Origin of the sequence: Bartonella sp. ML70XJBT (assembly GCF_028618425.1) — a bacterium.
Lineage (GTDB): Bacteria > Pseudomonadota > Alphaproteobacteria > Rhizobiales > Rhizobiaceae > Bartonella.
On record NZ_JAQISX010000070.1, the window covers coordinates 1 to 2,121 of the forward strand.

Sequence of the window (2,121 nt, forward strand, 5' to 3'; positions counted from 1 at the left end):
CGTTGATTGTAATCATTCAAAACACCGCTTCCCTGCAACATATTGGAATAAGCATTGTTGTAGGCGGGGAATAGATTGCCTACCATCCCTAAGCGGTTCTCATTCAATTGATCAATCATCGAATTTGCTTGCATCATGCGTTGCCAATCCTTATCGTACTGATCAGACATTGCCCGCGCATAAACAGAACCACTCGCCTTGCGCAACTCATCTTTGTGATCGGGGGTTCCGTAACGACCTATCCCCGAAAAATATCTATTAATTCTATTTTCTACCTCATCCAATCCCTCTTGAAGAACCTGACTAAAATGTGAATTTCCCCCCATCATGCCACCAGAAGCCAACCGTCCAAGATTATTCGCAGATGAGGTTGGCGTATTCATCAAATGATTCATATAGCTTTGATATTGATGTGGAACACTTGCAAGCCCCCCAATGGCTTGATAAGTTGGCGCACTTAATGAGGCAACACGAGGACCACCATAAACATTGCCACCCACCCCTGTGTTATACATTTGATAGGCATCCGCACCACCTCGCTTAAAAACATTCTGCATCCAAGTAGGCGGAGCGCTTGTCTGCACCTGCTTCTGTTCTGTTGTTGTGGGTGTTTTGCTCCCCATGTCACAATTCCTTCCTGTAATAAAGCATACCTACACCGTAACCTTGCTTGTTCAGTGCACGCTTCCAACCTAACCGCCCTAAAATCTCTATCTCGAAAGCGCCATTCTCACGCGCCCAATCCTCTACAACTTTCAAATTCTCAATTTGATCAAGAACCCCCTTGCCACTACATTCACAAATCAAGGCGCGCTTCCTGCCTAAAACGGTCTCTTGTATCTGGGTCGTAACTGCCGCTAAAAAGTGCTCATCATCATCCAAAACAAGCCATAACTGTTTCTTGCCCGTGCAAATGGCTTCAAGCAATTCTTGCAACGTCATTTCATGTTTAAAACGCTCTACATACGCACGCAATGACGCAAGTATTTCTTCAAAATACGGGGCTATGCGCTCCAAATCCCAAGAACTGGTCAAATAGACTTTTGCCATTATCCCCTGCCTAAAGGGCGTAAATCTACATTAAAACCCGTAATCATCTTCCAAGATTCATGTTCTGGAATACGTAATTTAAAACGGTGATAACGATTGCGTGAGCGACCATGATAAGCACCCGTGACATAAGAACATACCCTCTCCTTATGCCATGTGATCGGCGTATCGTGGTTACGTAACCTTCTTTCCCCAATGCTTAAAAGACCTTGCATCGTATCAACCTCTGCAAACATCTTCGTGATAAAGCTAAAGCTTCCATCCGGTGCCCCCATTTCTTGTGAAACAACCGTTGCCTCCATTGGGGCTCCTGCAAACATAACAAGATGATTTTGACCATTAAAACCACCAAGGATAGGCACGCCACTTTGCCAACGGGGGCTGTCTAAAGAAGCCGGCAAGGCCTCAAGATTGATCGAAATCTCATCTAATTGTTCTAAAGTATAACCTGTCGTAAAGACTGGAAACAACGTGAAAGGCTCGCCCTGTATCGTCGACCATTTCTGCAAACCCCAATCATAGACAAAAGTTGTTTGCTCGTTGTTGCCTTTCTTTAAGGACCAGTAAATCCGGTTATCAACGGGATCTATAACCCCTTGCATCTCATCAAGAGCAAACTTATCAAATGTTTTAAAAACCGTTCTATCAACCTTTTCAAAACCTATCGGTAAAATCTGACCATCACCACTCATTTGATAAAAACCGCCATCACCGGCAAAAAAAGCATTACTACCATGGCAAGCTATAGAGCTTGCACTTCGTGCACCGCGTTTGTCATGGACCTTTTGGAAAACAAATGGAACCTTAGAGCCTAACGTAAAAGAACCAACATAAATAGCAGAACGCAGAAACACGACTGGATTAGTCGATTCCGTCGCACCTTGAACATATTCACCGTCATGGAAATCGGTATAGTAGCAATCTTTCTCCTGAATCTTCCAATGTGTTGCATCATTCAAACCTGACCAATGAATGCGATTGGGATGATCTGTCAGTTGCATCAGACAAACAAAATCTCCCCAAACCTTCACCAAGCCTGCTCTTGGAGGATCCCCTCCTAAATCTGCAAAT

3 protein-coding genes are annotated in these 2,121 nt (G+C 44.1%); all 3 read right to left on the minus strand.

Features of this window, described 5'->3' with window-relative positions:
* A partial coding sequence (locus tag PVV65_RS09530) for a hypothetical protein (protein WP_273789997.1) occupies positions 1-623 on the minus strand: 623 nt, incomplete at its 3' end.
* A 1-nt stretch (position 624) separates the two neighbouring features.
* Positions 625-1,050 (minus strand): hypothetical protein, encoded by a 426-nt coding sequence (locus PVV65_RS09535; protein WP_273789998.1) that lies wholly within the window; start codon positions 1,048-1,050, stop codon positions 625-627.
* A partial coding sequence (locus PVV65_RS09540) for a hypothetical protein (RefSeq protein ID WP_273789999.1) occupies positions 1,050-2,121 on the minus strand: 1,072 nt, incomplete at its 5' end. The genes PVV65_RS09540 and PVV65_RS09535, both read right to left, overlap by 1 nt.

Coding starts and splice junctions, on each gene's coding strand:
- PVV65_RS09535 (WP_273789998.1), bottom strand. CDS start 1,050: ATGGCAAAAGTCTATTTGACCAGTTCTTGGGATTTGGAGCGCATAGCC.